The following is a 17573-nucleotide window of genomic DNA, read 5'->3' as shown; positions in this document are numbered from 1 at the left end:
ATCAGGCCTACCGGCAGCACCATACCGTAGGCCGGATAAGGCGCCTGCGCCGCCATCCGGCGCTTCTGCCTGATGGCGCTACGCTTATCAGGCCTACCGACGGCGCAACAATCACATCTGGCGGCGCTGCCAAATCCACAGCGCCGCAATCGCCAGCGCAAACAGTCCGCCAAAACCAATGCCGATCGCCACGACCGGAATGCCCACCAGTACGGCCAACGAATAGAGACCCAGCGTCAACAGCATCGCGCTGTTCTCCCCCAGGTTCTGTACCGCAATCGCATTGCCCGCGCCAACGCTTTTCTTGCCGCGCTCCTGCAATAACGCATTGAGCGGCACCACGAAAAAGCCGCCCAGCACGCCAATAAGCGTCAACAGCGCATAGGCCGGAAGCAATGCGTGTTGCAAAGAAAAAATCAGCACCACCACGCCAATCAGAATACCCGCAGGCATACAACGCGCTACCGTCTCCAGCGTAACCAGCTTCGCCGCAGCGCCTGCGCCCACAACAATACCGATCGCCACCATTGCGTTCAGGTAAGTCGGCGTGGCGTTATCGGTAATTCCCAGCGCTACCGGCACCCACAGCACCAGCAGAAAACGCAGCGTGACGCCCGCGCCCCAAAAAAGGCTGGTGCCAACCAGCGAGAAACGCGTCTCCCCGTTACGCCAGAGCGACATGCAGGCGCAGAAGAAGCTGCGCACCATCTTACGCAAATGCCAGGACTGGCCTGGCCGCGCCGCCGCGAGTTTCGGAATAAAAAGGTTAGCGACAACTGCGCCCGCATAGGCCAACGCACAGGCGACCAGCGCCGCAATCACATGCCAGTCTGCCAGTACGCCGCCCGCCACCGATCCCAGCAGAATCGCGGCAATGGTGGAGGCTTCCATCAGACCATTGGCTTTCACCAGTTTGTCGCCCGTGGTCAGCTCGCCAAGAATGCCATATTTCGCCGGAGAGTAAGCCGCCGCGCCAATCCCCACCAGCGTATAGCCGACAAAGGGATTAAAACCAAAACAGATGCTCGCGGCGCCCAACAGTTTCAGGCCGTTGGCGAACATCATCACCCGACCTTTGGCAAAGCTGTCCGCCACCTGCCCGACAAAGGGGGCAAAAAGAATGTAAGCGCCTACAAACACCATTTGCAGGATCGGCTGGCTCCAGTCCGGGTAGAACTGCGCCTTCAGCAGCGCCAGCGTCGCGAACAACAGCGCGTTATCGCCAAACGCAGAGAGAAACTGCGCGGCGATAACCGACATCATCCCTTTCGACCAGATCGAGGTGTTAGTATGTACTGACTCACGCATGTTGTTTTTCCGGTTCATCAACCCAGCTTTTCAGCGTCACAAAGTCCGGCTTGCCGCTGCCCAGTAACGGAAGTTGTTTCAGATAGCGGATATCACGCGGTACGGCAAGTTCAGGAATGCCGTGTGTGCGGGCATATTGCAGCAGGCTTTCACGCGTCAGCTCGCCGTCTGTCGTGAACAGCACCAGCGCTTCGCCTTTGCTGGCGTCGCTTTTAATCGCCGTGGCGTGCATTTTATCTGGCGAGACGCCCAGCGCCAGCTGTTCGACCATCTCCAGCGAAACCATCTCTCCGGCGATTTTCGCAAAGCGCTTCGCTCGCCCCTGGATCTGCACAAAACCGTTTTCATCGAAACGCACAATATCGCCCGTGTCGTACCAGCCCTGTTCAACGTCGCCCAGCGCATTTTCCGCCGCAGGCGCTTCCAGCACGCCCGGTTTTTCAACCCGCAGGTAGCCGTTCATGATATTAGGCCCTTTGAGTTGCAGACGCCCGCCGTCATCAATGCCCGGAACCGCCAGCAAGCGCGCATCCATGCCTGGCAAAATGCGCCCAACGGTGCCCGGCTTCGCCGCCATAGGTACGTTAATCGACACGACCGGCGCGCATTCGGTCACGCCGTAACCTTCCAGAACGCGCAGGCCAAATTTATCCTGCCAGAGCTGTCGGGTGCTGTCCTGCAATTTTTCCGCGCCGGCGACGACATAGCGCAGACGATAGAAGTCATACGGGTTGGCAAAGCGCGCGTAGTTGCCCAGAAACGTCGACGTGCCAAACAGCACCGTGCAGTTCCGGTCATAGACCAGTTCCGGCACAATGCGATAGTGCAACGGGCTGGGATAGAGAAACACCTCAGCGCCGGTCAGCAGCGGCGTCAACAGGCCGACGGTCAGACCGAAGGAGTGGAACAGCGGCAGCGCTGACATAAAGCGGTCGTTCGCCGTGAAATCGGCAATGGTTTTTATCTGCTCAACGTTCGCCAGAAGGCTTTTATGGCTGTGCGCCACGCCTTTCGGGTGCCCTTCCGAACCGGATGTAAAGAGGATCATTGCCGCCTCTTCCGGCCGCTGTTTGACCTGCGCCAGGCGCGGCATCAGCAGATGCGCAAAAATCCAGAGCTTATCGGCGAGCGTCACATCAGCTTTTAAATCTTCGAGATAAATCCAGCGAACCTGCGTCAGTTGCTCCGGCAGATGCCAGAGTTTGCCTTTCTCAAGAAACTGACGGGAGGTGAATACGGTTTTGATCTCCGCAGCGGTAATGGCGCTGGTCAACCCTTTCACACCCGCCGTGTAGTTCATCATCGCCGGGATACGGCCACGAGAAACCGCGCCAAAGATGACGGCGGCGCTGATGGCCGCGTTTGGCAGCATCAGGCCGATGTTTTCGCCCTGCGCGCTGTATTTTTCCAGAATGCGGCCGACAAACAGCGTTTTTGTCAGCAATTTGCGATAAGTGTCCGGTGTGAAGTTAATATCTTCAACACAGTTTTTACCCGCCCCGTAGCGGTACTGCGCAGCTAACAGTGATTCATACAGCGTTTCACGCGGGCGTACCGCCATGCGCGCTTCCATCATAATTTGATGCAGCATTTCTCCGGCCAGTTTGCGGCGCTCGCGCGCTCGCGGCGCCTCCGGCATCGGCAGATGGGTGGGCGGCAGGATATGCAGGTGAATGCGCGGGAAAAAGCGCTGTTTTACCAGACCTTTCAGGCGGCTAAAGTGCGTAAGCTCTGCGCCCTCAATACGAACCGGCACCACCGTTGCGCCAGACTTCGCCGCCACAAACCCGGCGCCGTCGTAGATTTTCATCAACGAACCGCTCACCGAAATTCGCCCTTCCGGGAAGATAACTACCGGGCGGCCCTGCTCTACCAGGCGTACCAGGTGCTTAATCGCCATCGGCTTCGTCGGGTCGAGCGGCACAAAATCAATCAGCGACTTTAACCAGCGCATATACCATTGCTGGCTGATAGAGGAATAGACCGCGAAAACAGGGCGAACCGGTAAAAACAGGGCGAGTAAAATACCGTCGATAAAAGAGACATGGTTTGGCGTGATCAGGATGCGCTCACCCTGTAGCGCCCTGGCATCCCCGGTGACGCGTACACGATAAAGCACGCGGAACAGGTTGCGAAAAAATCCAAAAAGCATGTCAACTCCCTTTGCTCACAGTTCGGTAAAGATGCATGGTTGCAGATTATACGAGATGGGGAACAGGCGCGACAGGTAAATGGAAGGACGAAAAAAAACCTGCGCATCCGCGCAGGTTGGTGCAAGAGACAGGTACGAAGAGCGTACCGAATAATCTCACCAATCAATACCTCTGGGATCTTGATTGTGGTCTCCGGCGACGCTGCGCGCCACCAGCAAAACGCAAAGGAATGAACACAAATGCAACGAGTTGTGTAAATTATCGGTTACTGTTACAGATTGCTGTAAGCGCAAAAAAAAACCTGCACATGATGCGCAGGTTGGTGTAATTCTTGTGATCAACCCGAAAGCTGATTTCACCTATCAATACCTCTGGGATCTCAACTCTAGCAATCCGCCCGACGCCCTCACCAGCGAACAATCGCAACAGCGCTTCGCAAAGTGTAACCAAAGGTTTGCATTCTCCCTTTTCTGTCTTACTTCCCCGGCGTGCGCTCACATTTGCGCGTTCCCGTCAGGCAATCTGCTTGAACAGATAGCCATTTTCCGTAACACTGACGAAATGTAAGCGTTTACCCACTATAGGTACTGTCATGGCGACCATAAAGGATGTAGCCCGACTGGCTGGTGTTTCAGTCGCCACCGTTTCTCGCGTTATTAATGATTCCCCGAAAGCCAGCGAAGCATCCCGCCTCGCGGTCACCAGCGCGATGGAATCGCTCAGCTATCACCCCAACGCCAATGCGCGAGCGCTGGCGCAGCAATCCACGGAGACAATTGGTTTAGTCGTGGGGGATGTCTCCGACCCTTTCTTTGGCGCGATGGTTAAAGCGGTCGAGCAGGTGGCCTACCACACCGGTAATTTCTTACTGATTGGCAACGGCTACCATAATGAACAAAAAGAGCGTCAGGCGATTGAACAACTGATCCGCCATCGTTGCGCGGCGTTAGTCGTACACGCCAAGATGATCCCGGACGCGGATCTGGCGTCATTAATGAAACAGATGCCTGGCATGGTGCTGATTAACCGCATCCTGCCTGGGTTTGAGCAGCGCTGCGTGGCGTTAGATGACCGTTACGGCGCCTGGCTGGCAACGCGTCACTTAATTCAGCAGGGCCATACCCGCATCGGCTATATCTGTTCCAACCATTCGATTTCTGATGCGGAAGACCGGCTCAAGGGTTATTACGACGCGCTGGAAGAGAGCCATATTCCGGCTAACGACAGGCTGGTCACGTTCGGTGAACCGGATGAGAGCGGCGGTGAACAGGCAATGACCGAACTGTTAGGTCGCGGAAGAAACTTCACGGCGATCGCTTGTTACAACGATTCGATGGCCGCAGGCGCAATGGGCGTATTAAACGACAACGGTATTGACGTGCCGGGCGAAATTTCACTGATTGGTTTCGATGATGTGCTGGTCTCGCGCTACGTGCGTCCACGTCTGACCACGGTACGCTACCCGATCGTGACCATGGCGACCCAGGCCGCCGAACTGGCGCTCGCGCTGGCGGAAAAACGGCCTGTACCCGAAATCACCCATGTCTTTAGCCCTACTCTGGTACGTCGGCATTCCGTTTCGACGCCGTCGGAAACCGGGAATTCTTCGTCAAACGATTAATCAGGATAGCGTCATGACAACAATGCTGGATGTTTCACGTCGCGCGGGCGTATCAAAAGCGACGGTTTCTCGCGTGCTGAACGGAACGGGACAGGTGAAAGAGAGCACGCGCCAGAAAGTCTTCAAAGCGATGCAGGCGTTAGATTACCGACCCAATTTTTTGGCGCGATCGCTGGCGAACCGCACCAGTAACAGCATTGGGCTTGTTGTCTCGACCTTTGACGGATTTTACTTCGGGCGTTTGCTGCAACAGGCGTCACGCCAGACGGAGTCGCACGGTAAGCAGCTTATCGTGACCGATGGCCATGACACGCCGGAACGCGAGCAAGAGGCGGTGCAGATGCTGGCCGACAGGCAGTGCGACGCGATCATTCTCTATACCCGCTATATGAGCGAAAAAACGATCATCTCGTTGATTAATACCATAGAGACGCCGCTGGTCGTGATCAACCGCGATGTCAGTCTGGCCCGCGATCGCGCCATATTCTTTGAACAGGAAGATGCCGCGTTTCAGGCGGTGGATTACCTAATCTCACAAGGCCATCGGGATATCGCCTGCATTACCGTACCGAATCACACGCCAACGGGAAAATCCCGCCTGACGGGCTACCGCAAGGCACTGGAGAAAAACGGGATCGCCTGGGACCCGGCGAAAGTGAAATACGGCGACTCCAGTATGACACGCGGGTACGAAGCGTGCCGTGAACTGCTGGAGGAAGGGATCGCCTTTACCGCGCTCTTTGCCTGTAACGACGATATGGCGCTTGGCGCATCAAAGGCGCTGCATCAGGCCGGGCTGCGGATACCGCAGGATATTTCGCTGTTTGGCTTCGATGACGCGCCCAGCGCGAAGTGGCTGGAACCGGCGCTGTCCACCGTTTATCTGCCGATCGACAGTATGATCACCACCGCAATCGATCAGGCGATTCGGCTGGCGAGCGGCGAAGAGCTGGAGCCGATCCCGCCGTTTACAGGAACATTAGTGCTGCGTGATTCAGTGACCACCGGGCCATTTTTTCAGTCGGGTTGCTGATGGTTTGCCGGATGGCGGCGCAAGCGCCTTATCCGGCCTACGATATTGCGCCGTCCGTAGGCCTGATAAGCGTAGCGCCATCAGGCAAAGATGCCTTATCCGGCCTGTGATATAGCACCGTCTGTAGGCCTGATAAGCGTAGCGCCATCAGGCAAAGGAACCTTATCCGGCCTGCCGGTTAAAAAACTTCCAGCGCCAGCAACTCTTCAATCGTCTGGCGGCGGCGAATCAATCGCGCTTTACCATTATCAAACAGCACTTCCGGCAGCAGCGGTCGGCTGTTGTAATTTGATGACATGGACGCGCCGTACGCGCCGGTATCGTGCAGAACCAGGTAATCCCCCGGCGCGACCGCAGGCAGCGCACGCGTTTCCACGTTACCGCCTTCCTGCTGCGTAAAGACATCGCCAGACTCACACAACGGCCCCGCCACCACGGTGTCCAGCAGCGGCGCATGTTCAAGCGAGCGACCGTCCGCCGCCAGCGCCGTAATATGGTGATAGCTGCCGTACATTGCCGGGCGCATCAGGTCGTTGAAACCGGCATCCACCAGCACAAAATGACGGCGCCCCATCTCTTTCACGCTGCGTACCTGCGTCACCAGCACGCCGGATTGCGCCACAAGAAAACGTCCCGGTTCAATTTCCAGCTTCACCCGATGCCCCAGATGGCGAGCGATTTGCTCGCGGGCGGCGTTCCACAGTCCGAAGTAATGCTGCGTATCGACCGCCTCTTCTCCCTCGTGATAAGGGATCGACAGCCCGCCTCCCGCCGAAATCGCCTCCAGATCCTGCCCAAAATCGATAACCTGGCGCACCATCGCGCCGCACACCTGCTCCAGATGACCGTAATCAACGCCGGAACCAATATGCATGTGAACCCCGACAAGCTGAAGCCGATGGCTCTGCATCACCGCCAGCGCGGCAGGCAGATCGGTATGCCAGATGCCGTGTTTGCTGTTCTCGCCGCCGGTATTGGTTTTCTGGCTGTGCCCGTGACCAAAACCGGGATTGATACGCAGCCAGACGCGATGACCCGGCGAAACCTGCCCCAGTTGATCCAGCATATCCACCGACCCGGCATTCACCGGAATGCGCAGTTCGCTGACGCGGGCCAGCGTGGCGGCGTCAATAACATCAGCCGTGAAGACAATATCATCAGGGTGGTTTTGCGGATCGTATCCCGCCGCCAGCGCGCGCTCAATTTCACCCAGCGAGACGGAATCCACCTTTACGCCCTGCTCACGCATCAGGCGCAAAATATGAATATTCGAGCAGGCCTTTTGCGCAAAGCGCACCACATCAAACTGTTGCAGGGCCGCGATCTGACGGCGAATAATCTGCGCGTCATAGACCCATACCGGGCAGCCGAATTCCGCCGGTAGTCTGAGCAGATTTTCAGCGTTGAGGTCAGTATCAGTGCAATTCAGTGAATGTGGCATAGCAGGCTCCGGGCAAGACATTTTTTATGATTACGCCACAAACTGAAGGGAATAAAAAATATCGTTTTATGGCGAGTCTATGCAAAAATGATATGGATGATATCCACTGAGGGGAAAGCCAACGATGGCAGCCGTGAACCTGCGCCACATTGAAATCTTTCATGCCGTGATGACCGCCGGAAACCTGACCGAAGCGGCGCGCCTGCTGCATACCTCGCAGCCCACCGTTAGCCGGGAGCTGGCGCGGTTCGAAAAAGTATTGGGGCTTAAACTGTTTGAGCGCACGCGCGGACGCCTGCACCCAACGGTGCAAGGATTACGGCTATTCGAAGAGGTGCAGCGTTCCTGGTATGGGCTGGATCGCATTGTAAACGCGGCGGAGAGCCTGCGTGAATTTCGCCAGGGCGAGCTGTCGATTGTCTGCCTGCCCGTTTTCTCCCAGTCCTTTTTACCCACGCTGCTGCAACCGTTTCTCGCCCGCTATCCTGATGTCAGCCTGAACATCGTGCCGCAGGAGTCGCCGCTGCTGGAAGAGTGGCTTTCCGCTCAACGCCACGACCTCGGCCTGACGGAGACGTTGCATACCCCGGCAGGCACCGAACGCACCGCGTTGTTGACGCTAAATGAAGTGTGCGTGCTGCCGCCCGGCCACCCGTTGGCGACCAAATCCGTGCTGACGCCGGGCGACTTTCAGGGAGAGAACTACATCAGCCTGTCGCGCACCGACAGCTATCGTCAGCTGCTGGATGCGCTGTTTAACGAACACCAGGTTAAACGCCGGATGGTCGTGGAAACCCACAGCGCGGCGTCGGTTTGCGCGATGGTGCGCGCGGGCGCCGGGCTTTCGGTGGTTAACCCGCTCACCGCGCTGGATTATGCCGCCAGCGGAGTGACCGTGCGGCGGTTCAGTGTCGACGTTCCGTTTACCGTCAGTCTGATCCGCCCGCTGCACCGGCCATCATCCGCGCTGGTGGATGCGTTCAGCGAGCACCTGCAAACCAGCCTTCCGCGTCTTGTCGATCCGCTGGAGGCCATTCTGGAGCCGGTTACGAAAGCATAAATTCCACGGCGTCAGCCGCATGGATCGCCGCAGTATCAAACACCGGCAGCGCGCTCTGCGCTTCCGGCACCAGCAACCCGATCTCAGTACAGCCGAAAATCACGCCCTGAGCGCCCTGCGCCGCCAGACGTTCGATCACCTGCAAATAATACTGGCGGGAGCGTTCGCTAAACTCGCCGAGGCACAGTTCGTCAAAGATTATCTGGTTGATCTGCGCTCGGTCGTCAGTTTCCGGCACCAGGGTTTCAATCGCAAATCGCTGCTCCAGACGCCCGCGATAAAAATCCTGCTCCATCGTGTAGCGCGTCCCCAGTAGCGCCACGCGCGTCATGTTTTTGCGCGCAATCGCCCGCCCTGTCGCATCCGCAATATGTAAAAACGGCAGTGAACAGCGCGACTCAATCGTCTCCGCCACTTTATGCATGGTATTAGTACACAGCACTATCGCTTCTGCGCCCGCCTGCTGCAAACCCAGTGCGGCCTGCGCCAGAATATCTCCCGTTTTATCCCACTCTCCCTGGCGCTGACACTCTTCAATTTCATGGAAATCAACGCTATGCAGCAACAGGCTGGCGGAATGCAAACCGCCCAGCCGTGTTTTGATTCCTTCATTAATCAAACGGTAATAGGGGATCGTCGATTCCCAACTCATGCCGCCCAGCAGTCCAATCGTTTTCATTACCTTCTCCTTCTCACCTTGATGACAGCAGTGAAGCAAACTTGTGATCAAGTTTCCAGTTCATTTGGTCTGCCATTTTCTTTTTCCCCGGTATGAACTAATTTAGTTGAAACATTGTTTCAATAAATAACAGGATCACCGCATGTTTATTTTTCATAATGAGACGACGCTTGAGGATCTGGGAAATGGCGTTACCCGGCGTATTCTGGCTCACGACGGCAACATGATGGCGGTAGAGGTGAATTTCGAAAAAGGCGCAATCGGGCCGTTGCACAATCATCCTCATGAACAGCTGACTTACGTTTTGTCCGGTGAATTTGAGTTTACTATTGGTGAAGAAAAGCATGTGGTGCGCGCCGGCGACACGCTATATAAACGGCCCAATATCATGCATGGCTGCGTGTGTTTACAACCGGGGACACTGCTGGATACCTTCACGCCAGTACGCGAAGATTTCCTCAACGCGTAAGCCATACGCATCCGGCCTGTACAGGAACCCCTGCGCAGGCCGGATGTTATCGCCTCACCGGAGCGAGGCTTTTACGACATCAGAATTAACGCGCCAGCCAGCCGCCATCTACCGCAACGGTATAGCCGTTAATATAGTCAGATGCGCTGGACGCCAGGAACACCACCGGCCCCATCAGATCGCTCGGCAGACCCCAACGCCCCGCCGGAATACGGTCGAGGATTTCCGCGCTACGCTGCTCATCAGCACGCAGTTGCTGAGTATTGTTCGTCGCCATGTAACCCGGCGCGATAGCGTTCACGTTGATGTTATGTTTCGCCCATTCGTTCGCCATCAGGCGCGTTACGCCCATAACGCCGCTTTTAGATGCGGTGTAAGAAGGAACGCGAATCCCGCCCTGGAAGGAGAGCATAGAGGCGATATTAATAATTTTACCGCCGTTACCCTGGGCGATGAAGTGCTTCGCCGCAGCCTGAGACATAAAGAACACGCTCTTAATGTTCAGGTTCATAACGTCATCCCAGTCTTTTTCACTGAAGTCGATCGCGTCTTCACGGCGGATCAGACCGGCGTTATTCACCAGAATATCGATGTGGCCGAATTCCGCCACCGCACGTTCAAGCAGGGCTGGAATACCGTCAATCTGACGCAAATCCGCCGTCAGACTTAAAAAACGGCGACCCAGCGCGGTGACGCGTTCAATGGTTTCCGTCGGCTCAACAATGTTGATCCCGACAATATCGCAGCCCGCTTCCGCCAGCCCCAGCGCCATCCCCTGACCCAGACCGGTATCACAACCTGTGACTACCGCGACCTTACCTTCAAGAGAGAATGCATTCAAAATCATTGTTAATCCTTATTTTCTTAGTGCCTGTCACGGACAGACATGATTGCCGTCCGCGACTAGCGCAGATCTTTTACTGCAACGTGGTCCATATCATCAAAGACCTGGTTTTCACCCACCATCCCCCAGATGAACGTATAGGCCTGGGTGCCGACGCCGGAGTGAATAGACCAGCTTGGGGAGATAACCGCCTGCTCGTTATGCATCACGATATGACGCGTTTCCTGAGGCTGCCCCATCATATGAAAGACGCAGGCGTTCTCTTCCATGTTGAAATAGAAGTACACTTCCATGCGGCGTTCATGGGTGTGACAAGGCATGGTGTTCCACAGGTTGCCGGGCGCCAGTTCGGTCAGGCCCATGCTCAGCTGGCAGGTCTCCAGTACGTCCGGCACGAAGTATTTGTTAATGGTGCGGCGGTTACTGGTGAGGTTGTCGCCCAGAGTAACCGGCGCGACATCGGCTGGCGTCACTTTTTTAGTCGGGTAAGTGGTATGCGCCGGCGCGCAGTTGTAGTAGAACTTCGCCGGATTTGCGCCATCAACGCTGGCGAAAACAACTTCTTTCGCGCCTTTACCGACGTATAAGGCATCGCGGTGGCCGATCTCATAGCACTGACCATCAACAGCGATCGTGCCCGGCCCACCGATGTTGATCACCCCCAGTTCACGACGCTCCAGGAAGTAGGTAACGCCCAGTTGTTTACCAACTTCACCGCCAACGGAAACCGTTTTCGCTACCGGCATGATGCCGCCGACAATAATGCGGTCGATGTGGCTGTAAACCATGGTGTATTCATCAGCAACAAACACTTTCTCGACCAAAAACTCGTTGCGCAGCCCCTGGGTGTCCAGCGTTTTAGCGTGCGCGCTGTGGATGCTCTGTCTTACGTCCACATCAACCTCCAATAATAAACCGACCGTGAATGTCAGAACGGAAGGCGAAACACCGTTCCGTTTTACTTTATGCGGTAATGATATCCCTCCAGAAACGGGTTTTCAATTACAAATAAAACGTTGTTTCATTTTTTCCGCATCTTATTATCAAAAGTGTAATTGCGATCACGTCAGCGCGAGATTTCCCTTTAACAGGCACAGGCGGAGATACTTAAAATAAAATTAAAAACAATAAGATAGGTTTATCAGGTGGATATGGGAGCAGCGTGTGCTCCTGAAAAGAAACGCCGGATTGCTGCAACCCGCGGCGTCGGGGAGGGGAAATATCAGCACATATTGCGGCTGGCGCGGTTGGCAGCGCCAGCACGGGGGAAGCGGAAAATGAAGGCGGTCTTAATCTCGTTCGATAGCAAGCGCCACGCCTTGCCCGCCGCCAATGCAGAGCGTCGCCAGGCCCTTTCGCGCATCGCGTTTAACCATCTCATGCACCAGCGACACCAGAATCCGGCAGCCGGATGCGCCAATGGGATGACCGAGCGCAATCGCTCCGCCGTTAACGTTCACCCGGCGTTCGTCCCACTCCAGCATTTTGCCGACGGATAACGCCTGCGCAGCAAAAGCCTCGTTAGCCTCGATAAGATCCACATCCGCCAGTTGCCAGCCTACCCGTTCAAGACAACGTCGGGTGGCGTAAACGGGCGCGATGCCCATCAGTGCGGGATCGACGCCGACGCTGGCAAAAGCGCGAATACGCGCCAGTACGGGTAAATCCAGTTCCTGCGCTTTGGCTTCGCTCATCATCATGACGGCAGCCGCGCCATCGTTAATTGACGAGGCATTGCCCGCCGTGACCGAGCCGAGGAGATCAAATGCCGGGTTCAACTGGGCCAATCCTTCCGCGCTGGCATCGGTTCTTGGCTGCTCATCAGTATCGACAACGACAGGCTGGCCGTTACGCTGGGTGACAACCGGGACAATCTCAGCTTTAAAACGCCCGGCATCAATGGCCGCCCGCGCTTTTTGCTGGGAGCTGAGGGCATAGGTGTCCTGCAATTCGCGGCTGATGCCGTATTCCCGCGCCAGATTTTCAGCGGTAACGCCCATGTGGTAATCGTTAAACGCATCCCACAAGCCGTCGTGAACCAAGCTGTCCACCAGTTGGCTGTTACCGAGCTGCGCTCCTGTGCGGCTGTCGGTAAGAACGTGCGGCGCCCGGCTCATGTTCTCCTGCCCACCGGCAATGACAATATCCGCCTCGCCGCACTGAATCGCCTGCGTAGCCAGGTGCAGCGCTTTCAGGCCGGAACCGCAGACATCGTTGATGGTGATAGCGGAAACGGTGTTGGGCAGCCCACCTTTGATGGCTGACTGCCGCGCCGGGTTTTGTCCTGCGCCCGCCGTGAGCACCTGACCGAGGATAACTTCATCGATAGCATGTACATCAACGCCGGTACGCTCCATCAACGCTTTTACCACCATGCTGCCCAGTTCAACGGCAGAATGGCGGGACAGCGTTCCCTGGAAGCATCCGATCGGCGTACGTAAAGCCCCAACTATCACAACCTCTTTCATCACCACCTCAGCGCAAAATAACACCGCAATAGTAGAGGATTGTTAAAGATAATTATCCTGCTTGTTTAAAAATGGTGAGTTTTATCACAAAGGAAATTGCAGCTATTTTAATCAGCCCGGTATACGTCCCTGCTGTAAATGATCGCGGAGCCAGCTTCCCGCCGCGCCCGGCGGCGACTTCTTGTTCCAGAGAAGATCAATCGAGATCGCCTTCGGCCAGCCGGGCACACCCAGTTGCACCAGCGGTTTTTCAGCCGCGAACTCTTCCACCAGCGCGCAAGGTAATGCGCACCAGCCAAATCCCTGTACCGCCATACTCAGTAATAACAAATAGTTAGGCGCAGACCAGGCCGGGCCGCGCGCCACGCTGGCGCCACTTTCCAGATAGGTATTCAGCCGCAGTTCACGCCAGGTATGCAGCTGATCCCATTGCAGGGTTTTCTGCGCGGCCAGAGGATGTGAGGCCGCCACGTAGAGTCCCATCCAGGTCTGCATGGGCAGGCGCGTCACCCCCATCTCGGTAGGGTAATGATTGCGCGCTTCAATCAGCCCAACCTGCGCGCGTCCCTTTTGCAGGAGATCGATGACATCTTCATCTTCGCCGATCAGACATTCAAATTCCGTATGGGGAAACTGGCGGTCGAACTGCACCATTAATTCTTCCAGAACGTCTGGATGCAGGGTGTCGGATAGCACGAATGTCAGACGGGTTTCCGTTTCGCCAGACAGGGATAACGCCACCTCATCCAGACGATCGCTTGCTGACAGAATAGCCTGCACATAGCTGAGCACCCGCTTGCCCTCTTCCGTCAGCACCGGCTGTCGTGAAGATCGATCAAACAGTGAAAACCCCAGATCGGCTTCCAGGTGGGCAATCGCCGTACTGACGGTGGACTGACTTTTCCGTAACCGGCGCGCCGCAGCGGAAAACGAGCCGCAGGAGACCGTCTCAACAAATGCGATCAATGCTTCGGGAGAGTAGCGCATTAACTATCTACTTTATCGATGGATTCTATCTTTTAGATATCATATTAAACGATAAAATGCCTGACATTCCGTTTTCCCGGAGATGAAAAAAAGGTTTGATCCTATGCAACATGACTTAGTCCAACGCCGTTCGCTACTCGAACGCATTTTCCATGCGGTCTGCTTCGAAGGCATTGCCACCGCCATTCTGGCCCCGACTACCGCCTGGCTGATGCAGCGCTCAGTGCTGGAAATGGGAGGCTTAACCATTCTGCTGGCAACCACGGCGATGATCTGGAATATCATCTATAACGCGCTGTTTGACCGCTTCTGGCCGTCACACGTAGTGACGCGCACCGCTAAAGTTCGCGCACTGCACGCGCTGGGATTTGAAAGCGGCTTTATCGTTATTGGTGTAAGTATTGTCGCCTGGGCGCTGAACGTCAGCCTGTTGCAGGCCTTCACGCTGGAAATCGGTTTCTTCCTTTTCTTCCTGCCATACACCATGTTCTACAACTGGGCCTATGACACGTTGCGTCTTCGCGTAGTAAGACGCCGCCAGCAGCGCGTTACTGCCTGATAATGCACTGTTTAGCCGGAACATTCCCCGTTCCGGCGCTTCCTGCCTGCCCTCGCACACCGCTTTAGTTTCCCCAGCCTCATGCCATTTATGGTAAATTGCGCTTCTTTTTGTTTATTTTATAGTTGATACGTTCAAATAATGTCGAAAATTTGGTCAAAAGAAGAAACTCTCTGGAGTTTTGCACTATATGGGACTGCGGTCGGCGCAGGCACCCTTTTCCTCCCCATTCAGTTGGGCTCCGCGGGGGCCATCGTGCTGTTTATTACCGCACTGGTTGCCTGGCCTCTGACTTACTGGCCTCATAAAGCGCTGTGCCAGTTTATCCTCTCTTCGAAAACCTCCGCAGGCGAAGGGATCACCGGTGCGGTAACGCATTACTACGGCAAGAAGATCGGCAGTCTCATCACCTCGCTATACTTTATTGCGTTTTTCGTGGTGGTCCTGATTTACGCCGTGGCGATAACCAATTCCCTGACGGAACAGCTGGCAAAGCAGATGACGGTAGACCTGCGGGTGCGTGTTCTGGTCAGTCTGGGCGTCGTATTGATTCTGAATCTGATTTTCCTGATGGGACGACATGCGACTATCCGCGTGATGGGCTTTTTAGTGTTTCCGCTTATTGCCTATTTCTTATTTCTGTCGCTTTATTTGACCGGAAGCTGGCAGCCCGCGTTATTGACCAGCCAGATGTCTTTCGATCGGCACACACTTCATCAGGTATGGATATCCATTCCGGTGATGGTTTTCGCTTTTAGCCATACGCCCATTATCTCCACGTTTGCTATCGACAGACGTGAAAGATACGGCGAGCAGGCCATGGGTAAATGCAAAAAAATCATGAAGGTGGCTTATCTGATCATTTGCCTGAGCGTGCTGTTTTTCGTTTTCAGCTGCCTGCTCTCCATTCCGCCATCCTATATTGAAGCCGCGAAACATGAAGGCGTGACCATCCTGTCAGCGCTGTCTATGATGCCAGCCGCACCGGCATGGCTCTCCATTTCAGGGATTATTGTCGCCGTTGTCGCGATGTCAAAATCGTTTCTGGGCACCTATTTTGGGGTGATTGAAGGGGCGACAGAGATAGTACGAACGGCGTTACTTCAGACTGGCGTGAAGAAAAGCCGGGCATTTAATCGCGCCCTGTCTATCATGCTGGTCTCGCTGATTACCTTCGTCGTTTGCTGCATTAATCCCAACGCCATTTCGATGATTTATGCGATCAGCGGCCCGCTTATTGCCATGATTTTGTTTATCATGCCGACGCTGTCGACCTATCTGATCCCCGCGCTCAAACCATACCGCTCTCTGGGAAATCTGCTTACCCTGATTGTGGGTCTGCTTTGCGTGTCCGTGATGTTTTTTGGCTAATCTCAATACAAAACGGCTCATCCACCTGAAGAGGGGCGAGCCGTTTTACTCAGTCTTTAATCTATCGGCATAATAGTGAGGGCGACCCGACTGTCGTAAACGTCCAGCCTTCCCGCCAGGGTTGTATCAAAAACGAGAACGTCGCGTCCTTTGATAAATAAATAAGCGGCATAGCCTTGCGTTCATGACTGCCCTGTAATTCGTCAGACGGATATCGGACCAGATTATGCGTCGTAATAATATAGTTTTGCTGCAACTTCTGGTACGTAAAATAAATAATCCGGCTGATTTTATAAGAATGAGCGTCGGGCGTATTCAATACGCCGGTTAATGTCACGTTCCCCTGATGATTATGCATCTGGTAGGTAATATCACCAGCAAAAAGTTCATGATCAATATCCCAGACGGCATAACCACTGCAATCAATTTTCGGGTTAATGCTGTGTGCATACCAGAGTCCTCCACCGCCCACAATGAAGAACGTGATAATAATAGCCGCTGCCAGTATTTTAATTTTCATCATTTATCGAATAGTAGGTTATACACTTTACGGACGGATTTTCTCTGGCATCCTCCGGGCATATAATCGCCGTGATATTTTTTGCGCTGCTCATTCCTGAGAGAAACACATAGTTATTGTTATCGCAAATCTCGCGATGTTTGTGCATAAAGCGAATATAATTTTTCTCCAGCACATCATTCCCTTTTTGCAGGACGGTACAGGATGAAAAAGTCTCGGAATCCAGAACCTCATAAGACGACAGCAGAGACTCTGGAGACATATAAAACAGGCTGGCGGCAATGCTTATCATCACCACCAGAAGCGCCAGTCCGCAAAGCGCCGCAGGCAACGAGAGATGGCGCTTTTTTATTGGCGTGTCTCCCTTCGGCTCCATTTGGGGTGCAACAATCTGCGCCGGCGCTTCGGTCGCTGATGCTTTTGCGGTTATCTCATCCGTCTGAATATTCGCTGAAATCATCATACCGCGACGGGCAATGGTTTTTATAAGATCGCGCGGTAACCCAATATCACTTAACGCATTTCTTAGAATGAGAATCGTCTGATAAAAAGTATTCGCCGAGGTAACATGATTCTTCTCTCCCCAACCCGCTGTAATCAGCTGGTTTTGAGAAACCACCGTGTTGTTATGCTGAATAAGATATAAAAGGATAAGGCTTGCAGGACTTTGTAACGTTACGGTCTTCTGCATTGCGCTATTCGATAACGCCCGATTTCCAGGGTGAAAGTCAACCAGGTTATTAATTGTGTAACATCTGGCGTGTTTTAACAAATCCGACACAGTATTCCTTCTGGCATTCACATGATGAATGCCATGCTACAAAATTCTTATATCGAGATCACTATAAATATTTGATTATGCGATTACTGTCAAACGCCAGCGGTAAAATTACTTACAAATCAAAAACCTTAAGTCAAAAAAGATCATTTGTTCTTAATTAAGACTATTTTTAAAGCATTTTCATGCTCTCCTGATATTATTACGATAAGCTTAAAAAGCACACAAACACATAATTTATTAATTATGAAAAACAATAGCAATTTTACAATTAAGATACAG

Annotated in this window: 16 protein-coding genes; 6 read left to right on the top strand and 10 right to left on the bottom strand. The window is 54.3% G+C overall.

Annotation, left to right across the window (positions count from 1 at the left end; translation table 11 throughout):
* Positions 1–111 precede the first annotated feature (111 nt).
* Entirely contained in the window at positions 112–1308 is a 1197-nt protein-coding gene (gene lplT / locus OGY62_RS21570) for a lysophospholipid transporter LplT (protein ID WP_286460531.1), read from the bottom strand.
* Positions 1301–3460: a bifunctional acyl-ACP--phospholipid O-acyltransferase/long-chain-fatty-acid--ACP ligase gene (gene aas, locus OGY62_RS21565; RefSeq protein WP_286460530.1), complete on the bottom strand. Its 2160-nt coding sequence runs from the start codon at positions 3458–3460 to the stop codon at positions 1301–1303. The genes lplT and aas overlap by 8 nt, the downstream gene beginning before the upstream one ends.
* Before the next feature lie 593 nt (positions 3461–4053).
* Here aas and galR point away from each other — a divergent pair.
* Positions 4054–5082, top strand: a complete 1029-nt coding sequence (galR, locus tag OGY62_RS21560; protein WP_047461505.1) for an HTH-type transcriptional regulator GalR — start codon at positions 4054–4056, stop codon at positions 5080–5082.
* Between the two features lie 13 nt (positions 5083–5095).
* Positions 5096–6115 (top strand): LacI family DNA-binding transcriptional regulator, encoded by a 1020-nt coding sequence (locus OGY62_RS21555; protein WP_286460529.1) that lies wholly within the window; start codon positions 5096–5098, stop codon positions 6113–6115.
* Between the two features lie 178 nt (positions 6116–6293).
* Here OGY62_RS21555 and lysA read toward each other — a convergent pair whose 3' ends face one another.
* Positions 6294–7556, bottom strand: a complete 1263-nt coding sequence (gene lysA / locus OGY62_RS21550; protein ID WP_115608908.1) for a diaminopimelate decarboxylase — start codon at positions 7554–7556, stop codon at positions 6294–6296.
* A gap of 124 nt (positions 7557–7680) precedes the next feature.
* Between lysA and OGY62_RS21545 the strand changes: the two genes are divergently transcribed.
* Positions 7681–8616 (top strand): LysR family transcriptional regulator, encoded by a 936-nt coding sequence (locus tag OGY62_RS21545; protein WP_012134960.1) that lies wholly within the window; start codon positions 7681–7683, stop codon positions 8614–8616.
* On the opposite strand, the gene OGY62_RS21540 is transcribed toward OGY62_RS21545, so the two are convergent.
* Complete coding sequence (locus OGY62_RS21540) at positions 8603–9295, bottom strand: aspartate/glutamate racemase (protein ID WP_047461496.1); 693 nt, start codon at positions 9293–9295, stop codon at positions 8603–8605. The two genes, OGY62_RS21545 and OGY62_RS21540, sit on opposite strands and share 14 nt — an antisense overlap.
* A 142-nt stretch (positions 9296–9437) precedes the next feature.
* Between OGY62_RS21540 and OGY62_RS21535 the strand changes: the two genes are divergently transcribed.
* Positions 9438–9764 carry a cupin domain-containing protein gene (locus tag OGY62_RS21535; protein WP_012134962.1) on the top strand — a complete coding sequence of 109 codons (327 nt, stop codon included), beginning with the start codon at positions 9438–9440 and terminating at the stop codon, positions 9762–9764.
* Between the two features lie 85 nt (positions 9765–9849).
* On the opposite strand, the gene kduD is transcribed toward OGY62_RS21535, so the two are convergent.
* From kduD to OGY62_RS21515, 4 genes are all read right to left on the bottom strand, one after another.
* Positions 9850–10611: a 2-dehydro-3-deoxy-D-gluconate 5-dehydrogenase KduD gene (kduD, locus tag OGY62_RS21530; protein ID WP_005123393.1), complete on the bottom strand. Its 762-nt coding sequence runs from the start codon at positions 10609–10611 to the stop codon at positions 9850–9852.
* Between the two features lie 56 nt (positions 10612–10667).
* Positions 10668–11504 (bottom strand): 5-dehydro-4-deoxy-D-glucuronate isomerase, encoded by an 837-nt coding sequence (kduI, locus tag OGY62_RS21525; RefSeq protein WP_024130911.1) that lies wholly within the window; start codon positions 11502–11504, stop codon positions 10668–10670.
* A 393-nt stretch (positions 11505–11897) separates the two neighbouring features.
* Positions 11898–13076 (bottom strand): acetyl-CoA C-acetyltransferase, encoded by a 1179-nt coding sequence (locus OGY62_RS21520; protein ID WP_286460528.1) that lies wholly within the window; start codon positions 13074–13076, stop codon positions 11898–11900.
* Positions 13077–13187: 111 nt separating this feature from the next.
* The gene (locus tag OGY62_RS21515; protein WP_286460527.1) at positions 13188–14063 is read right to left on the bottom strand and encodes a LysR family transcriptional regulator; all 876 of its coding nucleotides are present in this window, start codon (positions 14061–14063) and stop codon (positions 13188–13190) included.
* A gap of 103 nt (positions 14064–14166) precedes the next feature.
* Between OGY62_RS21515 and OGY62_RS21510 the strand changes: the two genes are divergently transcribed.
* Complete coding sequence (locus tag OGY62_RS21510) at positions 14167–14622, top strand: multidrug/biocide efflux PACE transporter (protein WP_024130912.1); 456 nt, start codon at positions 14167–14169, stop codon at positions 14620–14622.
* Positions 14623–14763: 141 nt separating this feature from the next.
* Positions 14764–15993, top strand: coding sequence for an amino acid permease (locus OGY62_RS21505; protein WP_047461483.1), 1230 nt, complete (start codon positions 14764–14766; stop codon positions 15991–15993).
* A 61-nt stretch (positions 15994–16054) separates the two neighbouring features.
* Here the strand turns inward: OGY62_RS21505 and OGY62_RS21500 are convergent, their stop codons facing one another.
* Together OGY62_RS21500 and OGY62_RS21495 are read right to left on the bottom strand one after the other, a co-directional pair.
* Positions 16055–16516 carry a YqeJ family protein gene (locus OGY62_RS21500; protein WP_047461480.1) on the bottom strand — a complete coding sequence of 154 codons (462 nt, stop codon included), beginning with the start codon at positions 16514–16516 and terminating at the stop codon, positions 16055–16057.
* Positions 16503–17204, bottom strand: a complete 702-nt coding sequence (locus OGY62_RS21495; protein WP_047461478.1) for a winged helix-turn-helix domain-containing protein — start codon at positions 17202–17204, stop codon at positions 16503–16505. The genes OGY62_RS21500 and OGY62_RS21495 overlap by 14 nt, the downstream gene beginning before the upstream one ends.
* Between the last annotated feature and the right edge of the window lie 369 nt (positions 17205–17573).

It is taken from the genome of Citrobacter sp. CK198 (assembly GCF_030333295.1).
In the GTDB taxonomy this organism is placed as follows: Bacteria; Pseudomonadota; Gammaproteobacteria; order Enterobacterales; family Enterobacteriaceae; genus Citrobacter_B; species Citrobacter_B koseri.
The sequence above is the reverse complement of the archived record's forward strand: the minus strand, read 5'-3'. Positions and strand labels throughout refer to the sequence as shown.